General features: G+C 49.0%; 2 protein-coding genes. Both read left to right on the top strand.

Features of this window, described 5'->3' with window-relative positions; all coding sequences use genetic code 11:
* Positions 1 to 337: 337 nt before the first annotated feature.
* Positions 338 to 2,092, top strand: a complete 1,755-nt coding sequence (locus AUR66_RS21280) for a hypothetical protein (protein WP_157533097.1) — start codon at positions 338 to 340, stop codon at positions 2,090 to 2,092.
* Positions 2,089 to 3,660: hypothetical protein (locus AUR66_RS21275; RefSeq protein ID WP_157533096.1), on the top strand; the 1,572-nt coding region annotated here is incomplete at its 3' end. The genes AUR66_RS21280 and AUR66_RS21275, both read left to right, overlap by 4 nt.

Genomic DNA, 3,660 nt, shown 5'->3' with positions numbered 1-3,660 from the left:
TCACAGCTAAGATCGGCTGAATTTTACTATGGTGTAGTTCAGAGGTTCACTGTTCTGTGGGTGAAACCAAGTGGGGTGAATATCTCGAACAACCCAACTCTCATCTACAAATCGACCAATAGTTTAGTACATTGCACCAGATTGACTGAATATTATGACGACCTCTTCATTAGACCCTCTCTGGACTGACCGAGCACCAAGTATGAGGGTCCTAGACCCGATTGGAGCTGAGACAACCGAAGGTGCACTTCAAGACCGACTCCTAAGACCAATACTGAGTATTGCTATTACCCAACGATTACGATACTTATCATATTGGGCATGGGTGACATTCCACTTGGAAAAACACACTGCACCAGAACGAGCTCTGTACGAAAAATTCCTCTTAGCTGTGAGCACCAAGCACGATTGTACAACCGATGGAACCGGAACCAGTGGAATCGTTGGTAATGACAGCTACTTAGAAGCACAATTTTCTGACCCAACAAGCGAATCAATCGATATATCGAGTGATGGGTTCACCATCGCAGGTGAAGATAAATCCCGGTTCGACAGTTACTACAAGGGAATTCTCTACCGACTTCTATTATTTGAAAACGAATGGACACTCACTCCACTTGGTGAACAGTTAGCACACGCATACGATGACGCAGTCAATTTCGAATTCGATGAGGTCTCTTCTGCGGTTGCGAACAAACAGCTGCCGATGGAGCTTGTTGAACGGGGTAGCGATAGTGGATGCTTGTGTCAGATATCATCGGAAGAACGAGAACTTTTGATTCGGTCGTACTGGTATCTTGTCACACCGACTGATCACTTCGACGAGTTAGCATTCGGACCACGTCCTACTCCAAAACTACTGTCCTTGCGTGAATACCTCGGAACTGACCTCGATGCTGAAAGTGAGGCACTGATCGAGTCGACGTTGGCCGGAACAGAGTCTGTCGAAGGTGCGGATTACAGTGAAGACCTAGATTTGTTTTTCTCGTCAGGCCGCGATGCATTCGTTCGGAGTTCTCTCGTGCTTCTCCTCTCTGTTGGTGATTGGGTTAATCGACGACCAACATCTACCCCGATGTTTAGTGCATTAGAAGACACACGCGAGGCTTGGCGTCTCCTCGTCCATTCAGAATACGCATCCTATGCATTCCAATCGCTATTCATCTCCATCTTAGAGGCTGTAAAAGAATTAGAACCAGTCACCCCGAGTCAGTTGCTGCAGGCAGTATTCGGAAATCCAGACTTCGACCGGGCAGTTGAGCAAGCACTTTCGGGTGTCTCGTTATCTGAAGCAGATAATACCGAACGGTCTGTTCTCTCGAGTATACGTGATGCAGTCTACTTTGGTGAGTCACCAAGAGGTGTGCTTGAAGCCCAACCCAGTGATCAGACAGAACCGTTCACAGGAACTTGGATGACAGCGTGTGACCGACTGCAAGCAAAAGACCCTGCTGGAGACTCGTTTTCTCTCTCTGGACACTCTGAACGTGCGTATCGAACACTCATTTCCCAGACGCTGACTGAGTCCCCCTCGATTGGAAAAAGCCGTCGTGTCGCAGGCTATAGTACGGTCCTATTATCACGTCTTTCTACTCGCTACGACCAGTACTACAGCAATGACGCTCAACAGCCGTTTGTCAACTGGTTCAACACAGCCCATGTCGATCCCGGGGCGATCACTTGCTGGCAACTACACGATAGTTATGGGAGAGACCCAAAGCTTCCAGAGGCGACGCTCAATTCTGAATGGCCTACATCAGAGATTAGTCATCAGGCGGCCAGAATTACAAAACAATGGGGGCTTGACCACTACTTTGAGGAGCTCTATAATAAAATTAAGAATGGAAACGGGAAATCACCGCAACTGATCGAAGTTGATGGTGACGGTGTCCTCACATTTAATCGCGACATCAACGATGGAGGAATCTACAATGGTGGCTACCCGAATGCGCCGACATTGAAATTCGAACGGCTTGGCGATATCTTCTACGAGCTCGGGTTAATTGAGGGCAATTCCCTTAGTGAAATGGTCGTTACTGACCAGGGTCGACAACTCGTTTCAGCGTTCACCAACGCGGGTGATGACAGATGAACATCCTTCGTGAGTTGGATGCAGATGACCGTGTCATGGAGGGTGCAATCATGACCACATTCACCTACTCTCCAGGGTTTTTTGAACAAACAGTCCTCCCTGCGTTGAGAGACAAGAACCTTGGTGATGACATCGCCCTCCTTGTTGATTCAAAACAGTACGACTCAACGCTCAACGATCGAGACTCGTCTGAGGCCACACTTCGTGGAAATCACACCCAGCCGAGATATGCGGGACAGCGATATCACTTTGCCCCAATTTCAGTTGGACAGCGACGAGCTTTCCACCCGAAAGTGCATCTCCTAACCGGTGAGCGCCGTGTCCAAGCTACTATCAGTAGTGCTAATCTGACACACCCCGGATTAACGAGCAATCAAGAAATTGCGACTAGTTTCACTGTCGATGCACCATCATCTGAAACGTCTGAACATTCGAACGGCGGTGAAAGTACTGATGAGATGGTTCGCCAAAAGGCAGCACTCTGTCTCGATATCTCTGCATATTTCGAAGATTTGCTTGATTCTCGACTGGCGAATTCGGTCGATCCTGTGACTACGGGTACTATTAGCCGGACCATCGAAGCTGGTGGGTGGCTCAAAGACATTCCGAAGCCAAATACAAACGAACGGTCCACCTATTTCCTTCACAATCTCCACCGGCCGCTGCTACCACAGGTTCGTGAGATAATTCGCGAAACTGGCGAGCAGATTCAGCAGGTCGATATTTTTGCCCCGTTTTATGGGAGTTCGTTGGCGGTCCCGAACTCATTCACCACTGACGGCATTGAAACACAACTCTGGCTCCAGAATACGCGAGTACAAATTTCAAAGCCAAAATTAGGTGATTGGCTCAACCAGGAGCTCGCCTCAGCACGTAGTTATGAACACAACCGATATGTTCACGCAAAGATCCTCCTTATCCGAACCAACACTGCAGTGTATTGTCTGAGTGGGAGTCCGAATGCATCACATGCTGCACTTCTTTCGTCAGCGTTAGAGGATACCGGAAACGTTGAAGCTGCAGTTCTCCGTCGCTCTGTCGATGGGGACCACTTCGATTACCTACTCAGTGAAGACCCAATCTCAAAAGCAGAGCCCATTGCCATCGATACATTCGTTCCTGGGAGTGAACTTCCCACGGGTGACGACACTCCCCACCCGGACGATCTCGGTAGTAATGTGGGTGATGGTTTTGAACTGTATGGGGTTAGTTATCGCCGACGGGAATCGTACGATAGTGGAACGCTGACTGTCACAGGTCGGGCAGATCCCTCTATAAGAGAAGTCATCAACAAGCAGGGGACAGAACTCGTTGTCCAACCACAGACCGCTCAGCCAGAGGAAACTCAGTTTGTCATTCCTCTTCGTGCGCATGAGTTCGATTGGTGCGAAGATGAAGATTCAGAGACGTTCACGGCCTCGGTAGATCGCTACGGAAATGGTGCTCAAAAACCATTTATCCATACTGGAAAAGCACGCCTCTTGTGTGGAGACCGGCAAACATCGTGGCGCTGGATACAAACACGAACTCCTACAGCTGGTGATGCGACACCTCGTGATATCGTCGAA

This window comes from Haloferax profundi (assembly GCF_001469865.1).
Classification (GTDB): Archaea; Halobacteriota; Halobacteria; order Halobacteriales; family Haloferacaceae; genus Haloferax; species Haloferax profundi.
The sequence above is the reverse complement of the archived record's forward strand: the minus strand, read 5'-3'. Positions and strand labels throughout refer to the sequence as shown.